Here is a 19999-nt window from a genome sequence, read left to right as displayed (position 1 = left end):
GCTATACCTCTGCCATGCGGGCTGCGTTGAGCAAGTCTTGCAAGCGCCGGGTGATGGCGCCGACACTAAAAACTTGCGCTTCCAGCCGTTTAATCGGCCAGATACCGATTACCGAGTTGCTGACAAATAGCTCGTCAGCCTGCAAAACGGCAGTTTGATCGATTGCTTGCTCAAACAACGGTAGCTTGCTGCACTGCGCGAACGCCATAATCAACTCTCGCACAATACCGGCGACGCCGCATTGTCCCAACGGCGGCGTGTATAAACTGCCTGACTTGACGATGAATAGATTACTCATCGTGCCTTCCACGACCTGGCCTTGAGTATCCAACATCAAACCCTCTTGAATCGAATCATCTTGCCATTCCGCTCTGGCTAAAATCTGCTCGAGTCGATTCATGTGTTTGATACCGGCCAAGCTAGAATTCAAAGACAAACGCTGTTCGCAAAAACGCGCGGCGATGCCGTCTGTTTGAAATTGCAGGGGATAATCGGGGTAAGGATGCAGGCTGAACAGCCTGGTAGGGATAACTTGCTCTGGCTGCCGGTAACCGCGGCCACCACTGCCGCGCGTGACCATCAATTTCAACACGGCCCGCTCGCTGGATTCGCACAATTTCCGGGCTTCCGTGTCGAGCAAGACAGTATCCGGCATCGGGATTCGCAGCCGGCGACAACCCTCTGCTAAGCGTGTTAGGTGGCGATCAAAAAACAGCGGTTTGCCCTGCAATACTTCGACAGTCTCGAATAGACCGTCGCCGTATTGAAATCCTCGATCAGCAACATCGACACAGTGTCTGTGCTCGCCGTTCAATAAAAACATAGCCAGACGACACTGCGGAAGCGGAAACGCTTATTGGTAACGTTTGAAAACCAGAGAACCGTTGGTGCCACCAAACCCAAACGAGTTGGAAATGGCAACATCGATGTTCATGTTTCTGGCTATGTTCGGGACATAATCCAGATCGCACTCAGGATCGGGATTTTCCAAATTGATGGTGGGTGGTGCGATTTGGTGCTGGATAGCCAATGCCGTCAATACCGCTTCGATGCCACCCGCCGCGCCTAGCAAATGACCGATCATAGACTTGGTGGAACTGACGGCCAATTTATAAGCGTGATCGCCTAGCGCCAACTTCATGGCATGCGTTTCGCCAATATCTCCAGCCGGCGTCGAGGTGCCGTGGGCATTAATGTAGTGCACGTCTTCAGGATTAACTTTAGCGTCACGCATCGCATTGCGCATGCAACGCGCCGCGCCTTCGCCACCTTCAGACGGCGAAGTAATATGGTATGCGTCGCCACTCATGCCGTAGCCAACCAGCTCCGCGTAAATTTTCGCCCCGCGCGCCTTGGCATGCTCCAGTTCTTCCAGGACTACTACTCCGGCGCCGTCGCTGAGGACGAAACCGTCACGGTCGCGGTCCCAGGGTCGGCTAGCAGTGGTAGGGCTGTCATTACGGCGCGACAAGGCTTTTGCCGAAGCGAATCCACCCATCGCGGTCGGCGAGGTCGTGCAGCGCTCTGCACCACCGGCCACCATCACATCGGCATCGCCGTATTTGATCAGGCGCGCAGCGTCGCCAATATTATGCGTACCGGTTGAACAGGCGGTGACGATGGCAAAGTTGGGGCCTTTCAAACCGTATTTGATCGACAGATTACCGGAAATCATATTAATGATGTTGCCCGGCACAAAGAAAGGCGAAATCCGTCTTGGTCCGCCGGCCACGTAGGTGGCATAGCATTCTTCAATACCGGTAATGCCGCCGATGCCGGCGCCGATAGCCACACCGATCCGCTCGGCATTTTCTTCGGTGACTTCAAAACCGGAATCCTCAATCGCCTGGCAGCCCGCTGCAATGCCGTAATGCACGAAACCGTCCATGCGCTTGGCATCCTTCTCGGCAATATAGTCGCCGATATTGAAATTTCTGATGACACCGCCGAACGTCGTTGCAAAAGGGGATATGTCAAATGAATCGATCGGACTAATGCCGCTCTTCCCGTTGACAATGCCATCCCAGGTATCGGCAACATTATTGGCTAACGGCGTAATGGCGCCTAAGCCCGTTATAACAACTCGACGTGTGCTCACAGTAAACTACCGGTAAAAAAAGAAGACAACCAGAGAAGGGAGATAAACCGGCTAGTGGATGGCAAGCACCCACTAACTTTTGGAAACAACTTACTGCAGATTGGCGTTGATGTAATCGATAGCCAATTGGACTGTGGTGATTTTTTCAGCTTCTTCGTCTGGAATTTCGCATTCGAATTCTTCTTCCAGAGCCATGACGAGTTCAACTGTGTCTAAAGAATCAGCACCAAGATCGTCAACAAAAGACGCATCGTTCGCGATTTCTTCTTTTACGCCTAATTGTTCTGCGACAATCTTTTTTACTCGTTCTTCGATATTACTCATATTTTTTTCCTCGAACAATGCAAATGCCTGACTGCGAGCACTTACCTTATCTTTAGTGTTGTATTAATTGAATTTGCAATCTCGTCACTGGCCTTGCCTAACGACAGCGCGGATTATACTTTATGTTCCAAAAAATTCACAACATTCGCCCGCGACTAGGCGATTCGCGGCCTGAGGCTATGTTTTCCCGCTCAAATTTTTAATAATTTCTTCCAAAGGCACCAAATTCAGTTTGATCCGGAACAAAACTGCCTGGTTCTCCAACACGCCAAAACATTCGTAGGTACGCAGCATGATACTGGTGTGATTCAGGGTTTTATCCGGGGACTCCGGCAGTTGCTTGACCAGAATATGCAGCTTGTCGTTGTTTTTCAAAGTCGCCAGATGCACGCGATCCACTGAAATGTCGTGAGAGGTGTATACCATCGGATTGCGTTTGAAGTCGTGGTTTTCCAACTGCGCCTTCTCCAGCAACGCGCCGGACGTCAAACTGCAGGGAAACACTTCCGGATACTGCGCCACCTGCAACAACTCGTCGAAATAATCCGACTGTTCCGCAAACGATCCGGACAAAAAGTTCTTGACGTTGCCGTTATTCATCCACTTGCGCTTTAAAAAAAACTCGGTGCCGGGCACCACGGTTTTATCGCATAGGGCATTCAAATCCGGCAGGCCGCTTAAATCAGTATCCGCTAAAAACAAAGGCTGTTTGGTTTCTTTTTTATACCCCAGCAAAATGGTTTTGCCTTGCGACTTTATCGCGATGCGATTGGTCAAAGTCAGCTCGGGTATTGTCGCAATCAAGGTCTTTTTAATATCCAGCGTCATCTCTTGCCGCGGCCGCAAGGCATTAACAAAGATGATCTGATAATTACTAAAACGCAGCTGATTGTCGGCGATAATCTGGTCTTCGTGATGCGCCTCCCGGTATAAGCGCATCTGATATTCGATCAAAGTATTTAACTGAAAGCCCAGCACGATCGGGCCTTTAAACGGATTGTGCGTGACCTGCAGCCATTTATGCTTGTCGTGAAACAAGTTGAAATCGTCAGATGCGTTGCGGGCGACTTCGATATGAATTTGTTCGAAAGTAAACGATTTATCTTTCATCGATGACCAATGACAGTAGATATGAGCCGGCTATTCTAGGCTGATTGCGGTAAATCAGGAAATAACGCACCAAACCAGCTTGTTCTGAGCCGACAACAATCCTCGGCCTGGACCGGAAATCAGCTTACTATCGACATATCCTTACTAACTTGGTTAACGACAAGCCATCTGCATATCTAATGACACAAAAACCGCCGGTGTGCTTATCAGTTATTCATCTTGATAAGTGCCGCTACCTGCCCGCGTATTTCTGCACCGACCCGACTATCCAGTTGAGCCAGCCACCGCTCCGGAATCTGCGCCAATCCATACTTGGCCCCTGCCAACATCCCGGCCAAGGCACCCGTCGTATCGGCATCGCCGCCCTGATTCACGGTAGCAATCAGGCAAGATTCGAAATTATCGGTATTGAAGAAATAATGCAGCACCGTCTGTGTGGTATCGACGATGTAGGCCGAGGCTTTACTCGGATAAGGGTGGTAGGCAAATTCGCTGTATTGGTTGATCAAGCGTTTGGCCTCCAGTAAACAGGCTTCAACAGGTTGTCCATGAATCAACTGGTTAGTCATTCGACCCAATGCCAGCGTAGCAGCGTCGGACAATGGATTATGGTGGGTGATGTGGCTCTGCTCCAGACTCCATAATTCGAAATCATCCGGCCGATTTAGCGTCGCCAACACCACCGGCAAATTACGCATACAGGCGCCGTTACCGGCGTCATCTTCACGCGGCAACCCCATCAATACACCTTCATCACGATACCGCACGAGGCCGCGTCGGCAAGTATTGCCCACATCCGGCGGATCGCTTTCCAACCAGGCGAGAAAATTGTCGGCCACAGACTTCAAATTCCAACCTTGATGCTCAATGATAGCCCGCCCCAAGGCCAGCGACATTTGCGTATCGTCTGTCACCTGCCCCGGCTCCAAACCCAGCCAGCCGCCGCCTATCATTTCGGTATGCACGCCGTAACGACTCTGAATTTGCTTCGGCGACATGAATTCCACCGTCGCACCCAGCGCGTCACCACAAGCAAAACCCAGGTAAGCACCCAGGGCCCGATCCATTAATTGCTCATTCATCGCAACACCTTCACTCGATAATCACCGCCAATCACCAAATATTCGGCCTCGCCGCGCAAGGCGTGGTGCGGCAACAAATCGTTAAAAAACACCAGCTTCACCATCGGCACCTCAACCTCCAAAACATAGCCGCCAAATTCGCTGGCGATGCTGTAGCGGTCGGTAAACGACACAATGCTGTTGAAATGCACAATCTTGTGCTCGCGGCTCCAATCGCCCAAGGCATTGACCCCTCGATAAAGGGTTTTGTGGGTTGCAGCCGGCACCTGAAAGCGCTCGATCACCCACTGGCAAAACTCATATAACAAATCCAACTGCATGTAGATGCAATTATTGTGGTAGCGGCTGTTCATCTTTTCTTCGATGTAAGTTACCCAGTCCTTACTCATGAAACTGCTGATTTGTTGTTTATGGTAATTGGGGAACAGGCCAAAGCGGCTTTCCACCCAACCCTTCAGTACCGCACCTTGAGCGTTATTGGAATCCAGACCCCAATCTTGAATCAGGCGCAGATAGCTGTTGCGGTAACGCCGCCGGCCGTCGGCATCGTCGCGTAAACGCTGCTCGGTTTCGAAGCCGAATACCACGCACATGTAGTCTTGAAATATCCGCCCGCAATCCGCCAACGAGGCTTGTCCGGCCAACTGCTCAAACAGTCCGGGCGCGGATTCTCGGGTTCCGGCGATATGCAAGGGCTTGGGGTATTCGTTAAATAGGTGACTGGCCAAACACGCCGTCGCCATGCCGATCAAATTGGTACTGTGGCCGTGCAGGGAAATATCGGGCATGGGGGCTAACTGAGAAGAATGTCGGACACTGATAAGCCCTAATTCTCACATCGAATAGGGAAATTAGCCATACGAAATAAACTTTCCCGAACTATTCTTCCGGAATTCCCGGTACCACAAAACGCTCTCGATTCCGCGCAACCGGCTAGCTAGCTGGAAATAGCAAGCACCAAGCAAGAACCTAGCCGTTTATTGTGATTGACATCACACAAAGACAGAGAATACAGTGCGCTAGCCAATTGATTATTAAACAAAAAACAAGCGATCAATAACAGGCAAAACAATAACAACACACAGGAGAGTCATATGAAAAAGTATGTAGCCGAGTCCTTCGGGACATTTTGGTTGGTTCTTGGTGGCTGCGGTAGCGCGGTGTTAGCCGCTGCATTTCCGAATGTGGGCATCGGCTTGCTCGGCGTTTCGCTGGCGTTCGGTTTGACAGTACTGACCATGGCCTATGCCATCGGCCATATTTCCGGCTGCCACCTCAATCCGGCGGTATCGGTTGGCTTGTGGATGGGCGGCCGCTTTCCGGCCAATCAATTGTTGCCTTACATCGTTTCGCAAGTGCTCGGCGCGATTGCGGCCGGCGGCGTGTTGTATTTAATCGCCAGCGGCAAAGCCGGATTCGACGTAGCCGCCGGCTTTGCCTCCAACGGTTACGGCGAACATTCGCCGGGCGGCTACTCCCTATTGTCCGCATTAATTACCGAAGTGGTGATGACCATGATGTTTTTACTGATCATCCTCGGCGCCACCGACGCCCGCGCCCCTGCCGGACTGGCGCCTATCGCGATTGGCTTGGGCCTGACATTGATTCACCTGATCAGCATTCCGGTCACCAACACTTCAGTCAATCCAGCGCGCAGCCTGGGTGTGGCGGTTTACGTCGGCGACTGGGCCTTGGCGCAACTCTGGCTATTCTGGCTGGCGCCGATTATTGGCGCGGTTTTGGGCGCATTGATTTATCGCTTTATCGGCAGCCCGGACGAGTAACCCCCGAGCTTACTTCAGCGCGGTTCAGTAAGCCTTCGTCATTCCCGCGAAAGCGGGAATCCATTTTGGCAACAGGGCTACCTGCTGCGCGTCAGTGACAATATTAGGGCCGGATTAATCAGGCATCGCCAGCCGGCCAGCTATCTTGAAATCAACATTTCGCCAGCGATTCTGATATGGATACAAAAATCTACAAAGGCCGATCAAATGTATCCGGCGCAATTGCGCTAAATGACGGCTACTTCATCACTGCGGACGACGAAGACAACGAACTAAGCGTGTTCGACCATCTGACGCGAAATCCCGCCGATCTCGAAGAGCTGAATATCCAAGCCGCGTTCTTTTTTCCGAATAATGAAAACCAGATCGTACTGCTAAGCGACGAGAGCGAGGACAAGAAAAGCTTTCAATGCGTTTCTGTGGCGCTTTAACAGGGAAATACCCGGTTTTTAGATTCGAATTAAATAAGGTAAAAAACGCCCCGCTTTGAATATTTCTACTTTCACCCGGAAGAGCTTCAATAACAAAGCGTATTTGAGCAGGCGACTCGAACCTGCCTTGTATATCACCCTGGTTAGGGCGATGCACAGACACCACATCATTACTTGCTACATACACTGCACAAAATAACACTCAAATAATATTGGAAAAGTAAAATGGAAAACTTTGTTATATTGATTGGCGGCCCAGGTTTATTTATGGGTTGTGATAAAGCTCATGACCAGCGTTGGTCAAATTATATTGTGCCATTGCAATTGGCTGCGATGAAAAACTTGTACAATAAACAACCCAAGGAGTTAATTCATTGGGTATTATACGAGCCGCCTTATAAAAAAAGATGGGATGCTGACTCAGTTATCACCAAAGCCGAAGAAAAGGAAGATGACGGATATAACCTACACAGTATCCGAAAAATGGCAACAGATAAATTAATAGCAGCGGGCGGCACCAGCTATATAAATAAAATTCAAACCATTGCTAAAACCTACAGCATTCAATACAAAGGAATTAATCAACCAGAAGACTTTTGGAGCTATCTGCTATCACTGAGCGATAACTCTATTAGCCGGGTTTGGTATAGCGGACATGCTAGCGGGGATGGATTAATGCTAGCTCTTACTCATAATTCGGCATGTCAAGCGACTGCCTTTGCTACTGATATGATATATAAAGCAGATATTTTAAAAAATAGCGCTCTAGTTAAGAAATTCATCAAAAAACCCAAGCAGGTTTCAAAATTTTATGGATGCTATACCGAAGGCTTCGCAAAAACCTGGAATGGAGTTTTCGGCGTAGCTAGCGCGGGGGCAAAAAATAAAATCGATTTTGGCGTTGTCGATACTCCATCTAACATAACAAATATAATGGAACGGATTGAAAAAACACCCACTTCACTCGGTAACCCAAACTGGACGGAATACAAATAATGTATATAACAGTCCTTGTGAAAACCATCATTTTCGCGTTGCTTTTAATACTTAGCTTCAGCTGCGATGCTGTAAATACCGAACAAAAAAATCTTGAACTTCTTTTACCAAAATCCTTTGAGCAAATATATCTCGCCAAATTTGGCCTGGACTTTCCTAAAACTTTAGACATTTTAAATAGATGCATTCAATATAATGACAAGCAATGTTTGAAAGCTTATAACGAGGTTACGGAAGGAAAAAAAACACTCCAATCCATTTCTTCCTCTCATGCCTTAGAAACAACACTAAATATTATTGAAAAATCCTGTCTTTCCAAAGATGAAAACCTGGCAAATTTTACTTGCTATGGCGGCATTATATCCTTGTATTTTTATAACTCTCCGGAACAGGATGCCAAAATTCTTCAGCGAATTAAAATCTATCCAAAGAAGATTAAAAACATGATCTTTGATAATGAATTCCATTGGTTTTACAACAGGCCAAATAAGGATGCATGGATAAGCGCGGTATCAACGATGGATGTGGATTGGAAAAATGACACTTACAAACAATATAGTTTGAACCTTTTTAGAAAAAGCATTGAAGAAGCAAAAGGTGAAACTTGGGTATCGAAATAGGACCGCAGATTGGTTTGGAGGAAAACCAGTTTTCCTCCAAGATTGATGGATTAACCAGTCCAGCGTACTCTTCCGCCTCCACAACCTTAGCCAACTCCCGATTAGTCGAAAAACACACCCTCGAGATAGCCTCCAAAAAGAACAAGTCAAAGCAAAAATCGCATTCATGATCAGACCAAAAAGATCTCACTCCTATCATCACAGCCCCGAGTACCACAACAAGCACTGTCAAAGAATCCAGATATAAACCGGCAACTCCGAACAGGACAATCACATCGACCACCCCCATGCAAAGACAGCAAACCAGCGATCCAATTAGCTTTTTTATCCCAGCCTGTTCATTTTTGCTACAGTTCCCCTTAAGATACGACCCAATGACTAAAAAAATGAATGCTTGAAATGTTCGAACGGCGTGGTAACTTTAACCACTTAACCATAATAATAACTAGCTTAAGAGGAAACATCGCATGAGCCTTGACGAAAACAACAACGAGACTGAAGCCCAAAATCAAGCTGAAGAGCCTAAGCAACCGGAAACAAGTTCAGCCGCTGATTCCGCCGTAGCGGCAAAAGATGCGGCCGGAAATATTGTCGCTAACCTGTTGGCACTAAAAGAATCCAATCCTAAAGTATTTTTTGGCGGCGTGGGCGCTGCGGCGCTGGTCTTGGTCGCCTTGATTTTTGGTGGTGGCTCCGATGCCAAATTGCCTGTTCACCAAGCCAAAGCCATGGTTCCCGGTCAGAACTACGTGTTGAAAAGCCCCAACACTTATGACCCAAATGCAACTGTAAGATTGGTCTCCGTTCCCGGCTCCATGGCCGCTTACGATGATACCGAAGAAAATGACCGCGACGGCGCTTGCAAACACATGCCGCTTAACACTCCTGTAAAACTGATTCAATCTCAAGCTGACACCACCGACAAAAATGTTCTGTGGGCGGAAGTTGAGATCACTGAATCCGGCGAATGCCAAGGCCGAAAAGCCTGGACTTCGGCAATAAACCTGCAATAACTGTTGACACAAAAAAATATCTTTTTATAATACGCAGGATAGTAAGCCAAGCGGGAATAGCTCAGTTGGTAGAGCACGACCTTGCCAAGGTCGGGGTCGCGAGTTCGAGTCTCGTTTCCCGCTCCAAATTTGAAAAGCCGCGGCAAATCGCGGCTTTTTTATTGTCCTTATAAAGGCTGCGTAGCAAAATGGTTATGCAGCGGCCTGCAAAGCCGTATATACCGGTTCGATTCCGGTCGCAGCCTCCATTACTATATTTTGCGGGAATAGCTCAGTTGGTAGAGCACGACCTTGCCAAGGTCGGGGTCGCGAGTTCGAGTCTCGTTTCCCGCTCCAAATTTAAAAAGCCGCGATTTATCGCGGCTTTTTGTTGTCCGAAGATAAGTACATCCCTCATCATCAAAGATTGGACAAGCACAGCCTTTGCGGCAAAGAGGGCTTTCGTCTTTATAGCAAAGCCGACTGAAATATCAGTCGGCCGCCCTCAACAATATTCCCCTACACTAAAACCCGCTCAACACCGCCCTTGCTCACCCGATCCAAATAACCGGTCATCCAGTTATCACCCAACACATGCTTAGCGATTTCCACGACGATGTAATCGACTTCCATTTGCTCGACTTCGTCTTCGAACCGCTGTAAGCCTTGCATGCACGACGGACAGGAGGTCAACATCTTCACCGCGCCGTCGTAGCCGTCTGACCGTAATTTAGCCGTGTCTTTCTGCAATTCTTCCGCCTTACGAAAACGAATCTGCGTGGAAATATCCGGCCGCGCCACCGCCAAGGTACCAGACTCGCCGCAACAGCGCTCGGATTTGGCGACCGGCGCTCCGATCAACTGATTGACCACTTTGATCGGGTCTTGCTGCTTGAACGGACTATGACACGGGTCGTGATATAGATAACGCGCCCCGTTCACGCCTTCCAACCGTACGCCTTTTTCCAGCAGATATTCGTGAATATCAATCAAGCGGCAACCGGGGAAAATTTTCTCGAATTCGTAATCCTGCAATTGATCCTGACAGGTGCCGCAACTGACCACTACGGTCTTAATATCCAGGTAATTCAAGGTATTGGCTACCCGGTGGAACAACACCCGGTTGTCAGTGGTAATTTTCTGCGCCTTATCAAACTGCCCGCCGGCGCGTTGCGGATAGCCGCAGCACAAATAGCCAGGGGGCAGCACGGTTTGCACACCGATCTCGTACAGCATCGCCTGCGTCGCTAATCCGACCTGCGAGAACAAGCGTTCGGAACCGCAACCCGGAAAATAAAACACTGCTTCGGAATCGGTGCGGGTTTTCGCACGGTCGCGAATGATGGGCACGATTTGACCATCTTCAATATCCAGCAGCGCTCGCGCCGTCTTAGTCGGCAAATCGCCGGGCATTTTTCGGTTCATGAAATGAATCACCTGCTCACGCACCGGCGGCTTGCCGACTGTAGCCGGCGGCTGCGCGATCTGCGCCTTGCTCCACGGTTTTAACAGCGTATTGCCGATGCGTTGCGCCTTGTAAGTCCAGTCAATCATTGCCGTGCGCATCGCTTTGACGGTGTTCGGGCTGGACGCAGTCAAAAATGCGATGGCCATGGTCTTGGCCGGATTGAAACTTTGCTTACCCATCTTGCGCAGTAGATTGCGCATATTCATCGACACATCGCCGAAATCGATGTCCACCGGACACGGATTGAAGCATTTGTGGCAGACCGTACAATGGTCGGCGACGTCTTCGAACTCCTTCCAATGGGTAATCGAAATCCCGCGCCGGGTTTGTTCTTCGTACAAAAACGCTTCGATCAATAATGAAGTCGCCAAAATCTTATTGCGCGGCGAATACAACAAATTGGCCGGCGGCACATGCGTGGCGCAGACCGGTTTGCATTTGCCGCAGCGTAAACAGTCTTTCACCGAATCGGAAATCGCGCCAATATCGCTTTGCTGCATGATCAAGGACTCAAAACCCATCAAACTAAATGACGTGGTATAAGCCGAACGCAAATCGGCACCCGGCATCAACTTGCCGCGATTGAAACGCCCTTCCGGATCGATACGGTTTTTATACGCATGAAAATCCGCCAACTCGTCCTCGGTCAAGAATTCGTATTTGGTAATGCCGATGCCATGTTCGCCGGAAATCGCCCCGCCCAATGAACGCGCCAGGGTCATGATCCGCGCCACGGCGGCATTGGCTTCTTGCAGCATTTCGTAATGATCGGAGTTGACCGGCAGATTGGTGTGCACGTTGCCGTCGCCGGCATGCATGTGCAAGGCTACAAAAACCCGGCCGCGCAGAATTTCCTTATGCAAAGCCTCGATGCGCTCGACGATGGGCCGAAAATTATCGCCTTCGAAAATTTCCCGCAAGCGCGGTAGTAATTCCTGCTTCCACGACACCCGTAACGAATAATCCTGCAAGCGATGAAACAAAATCGGCTCGGCGGCACGATTGCTCAGTTCGCCGGCCTGGATACCTTGTGACGCGAAGGCTTTTTCGGCTTCGGCCAACGGCAAATCCAAATTATCGTAAATCCATTGCCAGCGCTGCTTTACCGTGTCTACCGCATCCAACGCCAAGGCCCGACGCTCGTCCAACAATTCGGCTTTATTCACGCCTTCTTCGTAGGCTCTAAGCGGCAAGTCGCCGCCCAGCAGTTCAATTAAGGCACTGCATAAGCGCAATTTATTATTCAGTGACAATTCGATGTTGATGCGCTCGATGCCGTCGCAATAATCACCCATGCGCGGCAGCGGAATCACCACGTCTTCGTTTATTTTGAAGGCATTGGTATGCCGGGCAATCGCCGCCGTCCTACCACGATCCAGCCAGAATTTTTTGCGGGTTTCCGGGTTCACGGCGATAAAGCCCTCGGCACCGCGCGCATTACATATGCGCACCACTTCGGACGCCGCCATTGCGACTTGGTTTTCATCGTCGCCGACGATGTCGCCGATTAAAACCATTTTCGGCCGGCCATGGCGTTTGGCTTTGGTGGCGTAGCCAACCGCTTTGACGTAGCGTTCATCCAGATGCTCCAAACCGGCCAGCATCACGCGGCTAGCACCCTCTTTCGGCAAATCCGCCAGATAATCGCGTATTTCGACGATAGAAGGCACCGCCTCTCGCACCTGCCCGAAGAACTCCAGGCAAAACGTGCGGCTAACCGGCGGCATTTCGTGCAGAATCCAGCGTGCGGAGGTGATGATGCCGTCACAACCCTCTTTTTGAATACCCGGCAAACCGCCGAGAAACTTGTCGGTGACATCCTTACCCAGCCCGGTCTTGCGGAAAAAACTGCCGGAGATTTCCAGAGTTTCTTCACCCAGCAATTGCTTGCCACCGGCATCGAAACGCTTTAACAAAAAGCTGGCTTTATCCTGTTCGTGGATCTTACCCAGATTGTGATTCAGCCGCTCTACTTCCAGCCAATTGCCGTCCGGCGTCACCATCCGCCAGGAGGCCAGATTGTCCAACGCGGTTCCCCATAGCACGGCTTTCTTACCGCCGGCGTTCATCGCGATATTGCCGCCGATGCAGGACGCATCCGCGGAGGTCGGATCACAGGCAAATACCAAACCGGCCTGTTCGGCGGTTTCCATCACCCGCCGGGTGACGACGCCGGCGCCGGTGTAAATCGTCGCATACGAACACTCCACGCCCGGTAATAGCGTATGTCGCTCTACCGCCCCCATCACCAACAGCTTTTCGGTGTTGATCACCGCCGAATAAGCATTGAGCGGCACCGCACCACCGGTGTAACCAGTGCCGCCGCCGCGCGGGATGATAGTCAAGCCCAGTTCGATACAGCCGCGCACCAAATGCCCGACTTCATCTTCAGATGTCGGATACAGCACCACGAACGGATATTCCACCCGCCAGTCGGTGGCATCGGTGACGTGGCTGACGCGGGCGAAACCGTCGAAGCTGATGTTGTCCTTGCGGGTGAATTGCGACAGCAGGGATAGCACGCTACGGCGCAGTTGCGCGGTACGTTCGAAATGGGCTTCGAATTCATTTACAGCCTGATGGGCAGCAGCAATCAATTGCCCCACCCGCTCGGCCCGCCCGGTGTGCTGATTCTCCAGTTCGGCTTGCCGGCCCTCCATCTGCCCCAAACGATGCCGCAAGGCTTGCAGCAAGGCGCGCCGCCGCTTGGCATTATCGAGCAAATCGTCTTCGAGATAAGGGTTACGCTGTACCGCCCAAATGTCGCCCAATACTTCATACAACATCCGCGCGGAGCGCCCGGTAATTTTCTCACCGCGTAACGACTCAAGCACCCACCACATGTCTTCGCCGAGCAGACGTATGACGATTTCACGATCAGAAAACGAGGTGTAGTTATAAGGAATTTCCCGCAGTCGCGCGGGCGTTGCATCATCGGATACTGGGAATAATTGAGAAGCCACTGGCAATCGGCGCATAGGAAGTCATAATGCGCCGAATTTTAGCATGTCATCCGCGCCAACCCCTTAAATATCCACCTGCACTAGGAGGCCACCGATCATGAAAAAAACCACCTGTTTGCCAATTTACTAATTTGCCTTGCAACCGGCACGGCAAGTCTTTTATTTATTTCAAAACAACAAATTGAAAACCATCGAACTTCCGGTCTTGAAATCTAAAACCAATCGATAGTCCGCCCCCTAAAATAGTGTCGATTTTTTTTACAAAAAAAATACGTCGAACAATCCGTTCAAGTGCAAATTATTGAAAATAATAAGGTGGCCCAATACTTGCTTTTTATGAATTGCTTTCCCCAACTAAGAGACACTACCTGGCAATCGGGACTCGTCCAACGAAAACGCTTTGCCAGGTAAAAACGCTCCGAACTGTTGGGGAGTTAACTTGAATGGAACACTTTTTGGAGATCACATGAGAAAAATCCGCAAACTCACTTTGGCTGCGTCAATGGCGGCTACCTTCGCACTAAGCGCATTTGCGTCCAGCTCAGCCAATGCCGGCACCATCCAACTTGGCTTTATTCTCGACGAATCAGGCAGCATTGGCTCATCAAACTGGAATATCATCAAAGCTGGATTATCCAACGCTGTTAATAATTTGATTCCGCTGAACAGCAACTATGAAATCTCTGTCGTGACATTTAGCAGCTCTGCGACCGCGGACATTCAAAACTTCCTCGTCACAGACGCGGCCAGCCGCACATCACTGGCCACGAGTATCGCCAACCTAGGTTATAGTGGTGGCGGCACAAACTTTACAGCGGCATTCGACACCATGCGAACCACTCTGGCGGCGTCTACTTTGAATATCGATTTTTCTTACGTAAATTTTGCAACAGACGGAGTCACAAGCAACGAAGCAACCGCAATTACCGCGCGCAATAATTTGATTGCTGCCGGCGTGGATAACATCAGTATCGAAGGCATTGGTGGCGGGGTAGATACTGCCTATCTGCAAAACAGCATTTGCTACCCGGGTCCTTGCGACACAACCTCACCTTACAATTTCCCAACTCAAGGCTTTTACATTGGCGTTGCTGACGCGAATGCTTATGCAGCCGCGATTGAAAACAAAATTCGCGTTGTGACCCAACCAAATAATACCGTACCCGAACCAGCAAGCTTGGCCTTGACCGGGCTGGGCTTGTTTGGCATCGCCATGTCTCGCCGTCGTAAAGCTGCATAATCAACACTAAACTGCGCTTTCATCCTGCTAAACTCGGTCACAGACCGGCTTTAGCAGGCTTAGCCGCGACAAATAGCCCAATCAGAATTACTTGCAGAATTATCTGCTGATAATCTGCGTAAACACACCTCTTCCCCCAGATTCACCGCTCTTTGAAAATCCCTCCGCAAAGATCGGAAAACTAAATCAATTAAACCTGAGCTTATCTCGCAAACTCTGTAAGCCCTTGTGCACAGGGTTGACTTCCAAACCTTCCTGTACTTTTTTCAAAGCCTCCGAGCGGTCGTTCTTTTCGTAAAACTCCCACGCCTGCTGTTCCAGCGTATCGGCAATTTTATTGATGCCATCCATGGCCGCTTTGTTGTATGGATCAATTTTCAAAACTTCCTGATAAGCCCAGAACGCATTGCTGCCGGTCGGCGCGGTGAGGTAACCGACATCAAAATGAATATCCGCCAATTCCAGCAAATCCTTAATTTTTTGGTTTTGCTCGGGATTGAGCTCAACAGCGACCTTTACCACTTCGGTAGCGGTTTGCTTTTCGTTTAGAGTCCAATAGACGTTCAACCCGATCAAACAAGCCAGCAACACACCCGTTGACCACAGTCCGTAATAGACAGACGTATGCGGTCCGATGGCCGCTAAAAATTCGTCGATAGTGGCACAGCGATCCTCCTGCCTAAAAGCCAGAGCCTTTTGCAATCCTTTCCATTGCCGGCGTTTAAGCTGGGCAATGGGTTTGGGCTGTAGATTGACTTCCGTGGCCTTTTCCGCCGATAACCGGCCAAACGGATGCTTGCCGCTCAACAGTTCGTAAGTGATGCAAGCCAAGGCATAAATATCGTCGCGCGGATCGGGATCGCTATTTTGCAGTTGCTCCAAACTGGCATAGGCCGGAGTCATAGCGCCCAGCGACCTCGCATTAAAAATCGTCGCGTCGTGGCCGTCTGTTTCGCTGCGGCCAATGGCGCAAGCAATCCCGAAATCCAGCACTCTGATTTCGCCGTCGTCGCCGACAAACACATTCCCCGGTTTAAAGTCGGAATGCACGATATTTTTCTTATGCGCATGCGCCAAGGCTTCAGCCATCGCACTGATGATAGGCCAGGCTTTTTTGAAGGGTAATCCGCTGTCGACATGCTCGCGTATCAGATGACTGAGCGGCCTACCCTGTAGGTATTCCATCGACATAAACACGTGCGTACCGTCCCGATCAAAATCGTAGACTTTGATAATATTGGGGTGAGACAGGGTTTGCGCGCGCTTGGTCTCCCGCTGCAAAGCCACCAGTGCCATCGGATTGAATTGAAAATCCTGGTTTAACACCTTTAAAGCGACGAAAGGCTCTTTATCCGAGGCCTCTACTTTGCGCAAGTCGGTGGCTTTAAACACCATACCCATGCCGCCCACCCCGAGCAACTCTTCGAGCACAAAACGACCTTTCAAGGTACTACCGACTGTCAGCTCGGCGCGCGGCTGCGAGGGATCCAAGCCTTGCAGCAAGGATTCGGTCGTCAGGGTAGGTGTTTGCGTAGCGGGTGAAACCGGCAGTATCGTCGTCGCCGTAGCCGGCGCCGATACTATGCTGGTTGCATCGTCTGGAGCGGAGACCCGTGAAGGCGCCATTTGGGTTTGGTCGTCGACAAACCGGGTTTCGTCTTGCATGACCGATTGCAAACCGCGATAAACATCCGCGCCAATTTTTCCGTTCCGATATTCGTTTTCCAAGAATTGGCGGGCTGCATCTAAAACCTGTTCGGGTTCCGCGCTTAACGCGGCTGCCACCGCCAATAAATCTTCATAGGCTAGTTGAGCCTGCTGAAAGGCTTTCAATGCGAGCTCAAATCTGGACATGGCAAACGACAGTCAGGGAAAGTGTAAGGATTTTAGCCGAAGAGCTTGTTCGTGTCGCGGCAATTGCCCTTGATGGTCTAAAAACCGCCAAGCACCAAAATCGACCGGGATAAATCCCGTCCAGGTCCGGCAAATTCTCGCCACCGCTGCATTTGATCTCTCCCAAGCCCGACGGTCATCAGAAATTTACTGACCACGATTCAATAAGAAAAAGCGCGATTGGCCGACACCGAATCTCCAGAAAAATTTAATTACTATTGAAAACATCAACATGCATCTATAATAAGTTGCAAAAATTATTTGGAATAAATGCTCATGAAATCACTGTTTTTTTTTGAACTATTCTGCTCTAAAACCGCTGTTGCGCGATTAAGCAAACGGCAATCCCTAACCGCAGGCTCGTTAGTGACATTGCTGCTGGCGTCGCCACTCGCGGCAGGCGTGGAATTCGCGAGCGGCACATTCAATCTAACCGGCTCCGGGGCGGGATCCGTGGGCTACCTGCCCTTCTCGCTATCACAAACCACACTGGTCGATATTGCCACCAGCGGCCCCACAACGGACCCCTATATTTTCCTGCTGAGCGGCACCGGCAATTTTACCAGCCTCTCCGTACTCACTCAGAACGACGACGGTTGTAACCAAATAGACTGCGGCGCGGCGGGCGTTTCTCCGAATTTTAACTCGCTGATTAACGACTACCCCTTGAGCCCCGGCAGCTATACTGTCGCGCTGGCAAACTACCCGTTTGCATCAACCGACGCTATCGCGGGTTCCAATATAAACAGCGACACGGGCAATGTGTTACTGATAGTCGGCGACTCGGGACTGATCATTCCCGGCACCGGCACCGGCTCGGGCAGTGCAAGATTGATTAGCTATGCCGGCAGCGGCGGCGCGGTCATTTCCCAATCGCAAATTATCGAATCCACCTCCAACGCCAGCGCTACCTCTCTGGCAATTAATAGCTTGTGCGCATCACCCACCAGCAGCGCTGTTATCAGCGACTGCGCCAGAATCGCCGGCCTGGGCGCGGCTGCCAAAGCCGATGTTATCGATCAAATCACCCCTGAAGAGATCAATACGATTGCAGCCACAACGGTTGCCACTTCGCGAGCGAATTTCAGCAGCGTAATGGATCGCATCGCCACCTTGCGCGCCGGTAATGCGGGCGGCATCAACCTGGGCGGCACCAAAATCGGCGGCGGCAGCGGCGACGAACTACCGGAAATATTTCAACGCCTGGGCCTATACGGCAATATCGACGGCAGTTTTGGTAGCCGGAACCGCACTGCCAACGAACAGGGTTACAGCTTTGACAATCAAGGTGTCACGGTCGGTGCGGATTATGCTTTCACCGATAATTTTTTTGTGGGGGTGGCCTTTAATAACGCTCACAACAAAGCCGATTTCAGCAACCGCGCCGGCCAGCTTTATACCGCAGCCTATACCGGCTCGCTATACAGCACTTTGAATATTCAGGATTTCTATATCGACGCGCTGGCCAGTGTCGGCGGCATCGATTACGAATCCGAGCGGGCAATGAGCTTTTTCAACACCTCGGCAAAAGGCAGCACCTCGGGCATGCAGTATGCCTCCAGCTTGGGCGCAGGTTATAACTACCACATCGACAAGGTAGTGGTCGGACCTTATATCGGTTTCGACTACGCCAAAACCGAAGTGGACGGCTACCGCGAAACAGGTGGCTCCAGCTTCGGCACCAGCTACGGCAAACAAAACATAGAATCCATGCTAACCAAAGCCGGCGCCAGGGCTTCGTATGCGTGGAGCCTGCCTTGGGGCGTGATCGTGCCGCAAGTCAATGCCGAATGGGTACATGAATCCAGCTATAACGCCCAAGTCAGCGTCGTGCGCTTCGTGCAAAACAATGCCGGCTTTAACATCCGCTCCGACAATCCGGACCGCGATTTCATGCAATTAGGATTTAACGTGGCCGGCCAATTTGCCGACGGCATGTCCGCTTTCGTGGCCTACAACACCATCATCGACCGGGCAAACGTGTCAAACCACGCCTTTTCCAGCGGGTTGCGTCTGTCGTTTTAAACAACCTGGCAAACGGTCGATTGCCGGACGACCAAGCCTCCTGACCACGCTGCAAGCCCCGCAAGCAGCGTGGTCTATTCAAAATCGCCTGTACCTCATGCCTGTCAAGCGGCTACATTTGCTGATTAAACTGAGTCTGCTGCTTTTCCTGGCAGCTTGCAGTACCCCGGCCATGCGCCTACTTGAGCAAGCCACGGCATTCGGCTTTCAGGCCTTGGAGTCGGAAGCCGCCGGATTCAATCTCACATCGTTTACCCATTTGCCGCCATCCGCCGGTAAACGCCTGCATGTTTATCTTGAAGGTGACGGCTACCCTTGGGAACGTGGACTGTTTCCAGCCTCTGACCCGACCACCCGCACAGCTACCGTTCTGTCATTAATGGCTTCCGACCCGAAGCCAGCTTTATACCTGGGACGGCCATGCTACAACGGCCACGCCGGCGACCCCGGCTGCTCGCAAAGCTTGTGGACCGGCGCCCGCTATAGCGAAAGCGTGGTAGCGGCTATGACCCAAGCATTAACACAGTTCTGCACGCTAAACGGTTACAGCGAAGTGGTGTTGATCGGCCACAGCGGCGGCGGCACGTTGGCACTATTGATAGCCGAGCGCTTGCCGCAAACCGTCGCGTTGGTGACTCTGGCGGGGAATTACGACATCGATATCTGGGCCGATCATCACGGCTACCAGCGTTTGCATGACTCACTAAACCCGGCTAAGCGCGCCGGCAAACCCGGCATCGCGGAATGGCATCTGCTGGGCCAGCGCGATAACAACATTCCGCCGGCATTATTCCAACAAGCCTTACAGCAACGCCCCAACAGCCAAGTCGAAATCGTCGATGCCGATCACGGCCATGGCTGGCAAGCCATTTGGCCGCAGATGCTAAAACGTCTGGACCACCAGCCCTAGCCATTTGCGGGGTAGCGGATTTCTGCTATGGTTGCCAGATAAAATCAATCATTCGAGGCGGCA

16 protein-coding genes and 3 tRNA genes are annotated in these 19999 nt (G+C 50.9%); 11 read left to right on the top strand and 8 right to left on the bottom strand.

Going from position 1 to position 19999, the window contains the following annotated elements; genetic code table 11:
• Position 1 precedes the first annotated feature (1 nt).
• The 6 genes from pabC to JL719_RS04890 form a co-directional block, all read right to left on the bottom strand.
• Positions 2-823 carry an aminodeoxychorismate lyase gene (gene pabC / locus JL719_RS04915; RefSeq protein ID WP_033157118.1) on the bottom strand — a complete coding sequence of 274 codons (822 nt, stop codon included), beginning with the start codon at positions 821-823 and terminating at the stop codon, positions 2-4.
• Positions 824-853: 30 nt separating this feature from the next.
• Entirely contained in the window at positions 854-2098 is a 1245-nt protein-coding gene (fabF, locus tag JL719_RS04910) for a beta-ketoacyl-ACP synthase II (protein ID WP_033157119.1), read from the bottom strand.
• Between the two features lie 90 nt (positions 2099-2188).
• The gene (gene acpP, locus JL719_RS04905; protein ID WP_013820083.1) at positions 2189-2422 is read right to left on the bottom strand and encodes an acyl carrier protein; all 234 of its coding nucleotides are present in this window, start codon (positions 2420-2422) and stop codon (positions 2189-2191) included.
• 177 nt (positions 2423-2599) lie between these two features.
• Positions 2600-3532, bottom strand: a complete 933-nt coding sequence (locus tag JL719_RS04900; RefSeq protein WP_033157120.1) for a hypothetical protein — start codon at positions 3530-3532, stop codon at positions 2600-2602.
• Positions 3533-3738: 206 nt separating this feature from the next.
• A complete protein-coding gene (gene draG / locus JL719_RS04895; RefSeq protein WP_033157121.1) occupies positions 3739-4614 on the bottom strand; it encodes an ADP-ribosyl-[dinitrogen reductase] hydrolase in 876 nt (291 codons plus the stop codon).
• Positions 4611-5402, bottom strand: a complete 792-nt coding sequence (locus JL719_RS04890; protein WP_033157122.1) for an NAD(+)--dinitrogen-reductase ADP-D-ribosyltransferase — start codon at positions 5400-5402, stop codon at positions 4611-4613. The genes draG and JL719_RS04890 overlap by 4 nt, the downstream gene beginning before the upstream one ends.
• A 306-nt stretch (positions 5403-5708) precedes the next feature.
• On the opposite strand from JL719_RS04890, the gene aqpZ reads away from it, so the two are divergent.
• The 8 genes from aqpZ (at position 5709) to JL719_RS04850 (ending at position 9794) form a co-directional block, all read left to right on the top strand.
• Entirely contained in the window at positions 5709-6398 is a 690-nt protein-coding gene (aqpZ, locus tag JL719_RS04885; protein ID WP_033157123.1) for an aquaporin Z, read from the top strand.
• Positions 6399-6574: 176 nt separating this feature from the next.
• The gene (locus tag JL719_RS04880; RefSeq protein WP_033157124.1) at positions 6575-6829 is read left to right on the top strand and encodes a hypothetical protein; all 255 of its coding nucleotides are present in this window, start codon (positions 6575-6577) and stop codon (positions 6827-6829) included.
• A gap of 225 nt (positions 6830-7054) precedes the next feature.
• Complete coding sequence (locus tag JL719_RS04875) at positions 7055-7825, top strand: hypothetical protein (RefSeq protein ID WP_033157125.1); 771 nt, start codon at positions 7055-7057, stop codon at positions 7823-7825.
• Between the two features lie 17 nt (positions 7826-7842).
• The gene (locus JL719_RS04870; protein WP_129871347.1) at positions 7843-8445 is read left to right on the top strand and encodes a hypothetical protein; all 603 of its coding nucleotides are present in this window, start codon (positions 7843-7845) and stop codon (positions 8443-8445) included.
• A 467-nt stretch (positions 8446-8912) separates the two neighbouring features.
• Positions 8913-9458 carry a hypothetical protein gene (locus JL719_RS04865; RefSeq protein ID WP_033157127.1) on the top strand — a complete coding sequence of 182 codons (546 nt, stop codon included), beginning with the start codon at positions 8913-8915 and terminating at the stop codon, positions 9456-9458.
• Between the two features lie 50 nt (positions 9459-9508).
• Positions 9509-9584, top strand: a tRNA-Gly gene (locus JL719_RS04860).
• 48 nt (positions 9585-9632) lie between these two features.
• Positions 9633-9706, top strand: a tRNA-Cys gene (locus tag JL719_RS04855).
• Positions 9707-9718: 12 nt separating this feature from the next.
• Positions 9719-9794: transfer RNA gene (locus JL719_RS04850), tRNA-Gly, on the top strand.
• 162 nt (positions 9795-9956) lie between these two features.
• Here JL719_RS04850 and JL719_RS04845 read toward each other — a convergent pair.
• Positions 9957-13883 (bottom strand): DUF3683 domain-containing protein, encoded by a 3927-nt coding sequence (locus JL719_RS04845; RefSeq protein ID WP_033157128.1) that lies wholly within the window; start codon positions 13881-13883, stop codon positions 9957-9959.
• Positions 13884-14334: 451 nt separating this feature from the next.
• On the opposite strand from JL719_RS04845, the gene JL719_RS04840 reads away from it, so the two are divergent.
• Positions 14335-15108, top strand: coding sequence for a VWA domain-containing protein (locus tag JL719_RS04840; RefSeq protein WP_033157129.1), 774 nt, complete (start codon positions 14335-14337; stop codon positions 15106-15108).
• Between the two features lie 186 nt (positions 15109-15294).
• Here the strand turns inward: JL719_RS04840 and JL719_RS04835 are convergent, their stop codons facing one another.
• On the bottom strand, positions 15295-16962 hold the full coding sequence (locus tag JL719_RS04835) for a serine/threonine-protein kinase (RefSeq protein WP_033157130.1): 1668 nt from the start codon (positions 16960-16962) through the stop codon (positions 15295-15297).
• A 315-nt stretch (positions 16963-17277) separates the two neighbouring features.
• Here JL719_RS04835 and JL719_RS04830 point away from each other — a divergent pair, with 315 nt between their 5' ends.
• Together JL719_RS04830 and JL719_RS04825 are read left to right on the top strand one after the other, a co-directional pair.
• A complete protein-coding gene (locus tag JL719_RS04830) occupies positions 17278-19026 on the top strand; it encodes a DVUA0089 family protein (protein ID WP_033157131.1) in 1749 nt (582 codons plus the stop codon).
• Positions 19027-19123: 97 nt separating this feature from the next.
• On the top strand, positions 19124-19936 hold the full coding sequence (locus JL719_RS04825) for an alpha/beta fold hydrolase (protein WP_033157132.1): 813 nt from the start codon (positions 19124-19126) through the stop codon (positions 19934-19936).
• Positions 19937-19999: the final 63 nt, after the last annotated feature.

Source organism: Methylomonas sp. LW13, from assembly GCF_016865255.1.
GTDB lineage: Bacteria > Pseudomonadota > Gammaproteobacteria > Methylococcales > Methylomonadaceae > Methylomonas.
This window is presented reverse-complemented; position numbering and strand designations above follow the sequence as displayed.

Coding starts and splice junctions, on each gene's coding strand:
- JL719_RS04840 (WP_033157129.1), top strand. CDS start 14,335: ATGAGAAAAATCCGCAAACTCACTTTGGCTGCGTCAATGGCGGCTACC.
- draG (WP_033157121.1), bottom strand. CDS start 4,614: ATGAATGAGCAATTAATGGATCGGGCCCTGGGTGCTTACCTGGGTTTT.
- JL719_RS04845 (WP_033157128.1), bottom strand. CDS start 13,883: ATGCGCCGATTGCCAGTGGCTTCTCAATTATTCCCAGTATCCGATGAT.
- JL719_RS04880 (WP_033157124.1), top strand. CDS start 6,575: ATGGATACAAAAATCTACAAAGGCCGATCAAATGTATCCGGCGCAATT.
- pabC (WP_033157118.1), bottom strand. CDS start 823: ATGTTTTTATTGAACGGCGAGCACAGACACTGTGTCGATGTTGCTGAT.
- acpP (WP_013820083.1), bottom strand. CDS start 2,422: ATGAGTAATATCGAAGAACGAGTAAAAAAGATTGTCGCAGAACAATTA.
- JL719_RS04890 (WP_033157122.1), bottom strand. CDS start 5,402: ATGCCCGATATTTCCCTGCACGGCCACAGTACCAATTTGATCGGCATG.
- JL719_RS04875 (WP_033157125.1), top strand. CDS start 7,055: ATGGAAAACTTTGTTATATTGATTGGCGGCCCAGGTTTATTTATGGGT.
- JL719_RS04900 (WP_033157120.1), bottom strand. CDS start 3,532: ATGAAAGATAAATCGTTTACTTTCGAACAAATTCATATCGAAGTCGCC.
- JL719_RS04865 (WP_033157127.1), top strand. CDS start 8,913: ATGAGCCTTGACGAAAACAACAACGAGACTGAAGCCCAAAATCAAGCT.
- aqpZ (WP_033157123.1), top strand. CDS start 5,709: ATGAAAAAGTATGTAGCCGAGTCCTTCGGGACATTTTGGTTGGTTCTT.
- JL719_RS04835 (WP_033157130.1), bottom strand. CDS start 16,962: ATGTCCAGATTTGAGCTCGCATTGAAAGCCTTTCAGCAGGCTCAACTA.
- JL719_RS04830 (WP_033157131.1), top strand. CDS start 17,278: ATGAAATCACTGTTTTTTTTTGAACTATTCTGCTCTAAAACCGCTGTT.
- JL719_RS04825 (WP_033157132.1), top strand. CDS start 19,124: ATGCCTGTCAAGCGGCTACATTTGCTGATTAAACTGAGTCTGCTGCTT.